Annotated in this window: 2 protein-coding genes; one reads left to right on the top strand and one right to left on the bottom strand. The window is 31.6% G+C overall.

Annotated features, from left to right (window positions below):
* The coding region (locus CY0110_RS27760; RefSeq protein ID WP_008279006.1) for a hypothetical protein at window positions 1-186 on the bottom strand (186 nt) is incomplete at its 3' end.
* A gap of 331 nt (window positions 187-517) precedes the next feature.
* On the opposite strand from CY0110_RS27760, the gene CY0110_RS27755 reads away from it, so the two are divergent.
* Window positions 518-1,195, top strand: a 678-nt coding sequence (locus tag CY0110_RS27755; RefSeq protein ID WP_008279005.1) for a DNA-methyltransferase, incomplete at its 3' end; no start/stop codon positions are given.

Raw genomic sequence — 1,195 nt, 5'->3', positions numbered from 1 at the left:
TTCAAACTTTTCTATTGCTTCTTGATGTTTATTTTGCTGTCCTAGTTGTATTGATTGTTGTAGTAATTGTTCTATTTGTTGTGATAAATTTTCAGTTTGTGCTGTTGCAGGTTGAAGCGTCAATATAGGGGTAATGGGAGTTAGACAAATACCCAAAGTGATGAGACTACTTAATATTGCTTTCATCGCTTTTTCAGTGAACAGTGACCAGTTACCAGTTATTATCGGTGATTGAATGTTAAATGGTTTATATTCTTTATGATATCAAAATCTTTTTGAGGTATTTTCTACAGTTTTAAAAGGTTTTTAGTTGTGTTTTTGGGATTGCTTCGGGGTGTTGAAGCGTGAAAATTAAAGGTTAATTTTGATCTTTTCCCTCGCAATGACTACTAAAAAGTGGTGTTTCTGGGATTGCTTCGGGGTATTGAAACTTGAAAGTTAAAGGTTAATATTGATCTTTCCCCTCGCAATGACGATCGCTTAAGATCAATATTAAGTTAAACAATGTTTATTGAACATGAAATATCTGAATCAAATTATACAAGGAGACTGTCTCGAAATTTTACAAGAATTACCCGATAAAAGTATTGATTTAATTATTCTTGATCCGCCTTATTGGAAAGTGATTCAGCAAAAATGGGATTATCAATGGCGTACAGAAGAAGATTATAAACAATGGTGTTTACAATGGTTGCCTGAAATTTCTAGAGTGATAAAGTTATCAGGTAGTTTATATTTATTTGGTTATCTCAGAAACTTATTTTATTTATATGAACCGATTATTGATTTAGGGTTTAATTTTCGACAACAAATTATCATAAACAAAGGAATGAAAGCCATTAGCGGACGAGCGACTAAAAATTATAAGATGTTTCCTAATGTAACCGAAAGTTTATTGTTTTTTATTTATAATAGTCGTCCGTTTATTAAGCAGTTTCTTAAACAACGTCAAAAAGAATTAGGGTTAACTGCATTAGAAATTAACAAAAGATTGGGAGTTAAATCTAATGGTGGGGGAATGTGGTCACTGTACACCGGTAATAATATATTGGCGCAAGTTCCTACTAGGGAAATGTGGGAAAAATTACAAGACGTTCTAGAATTTAATTATTCTTATGAAGATATTTCCGCAACATTTAATATAGAAATGGGGGTAACAGATGTTTGGACTGACATCAATTTTTATGAAGAAAAA

Source organism: Crocosphaera chwakensis CCY0110 (genome assembly GCF_000169335.1).
Classification (GTDB): Bacteria; Cyanobacteriota; Cyanobacteriia; order Cyanobacteriales; family Microcystaceae; genus Crocosphaera; species Crocosphaera chwakensis.
The sequence above is the reverse complement of the archived record's forward strand: the minus strand, read 5'-3'. Positions and strand labels throughout refer to the sequence as shown.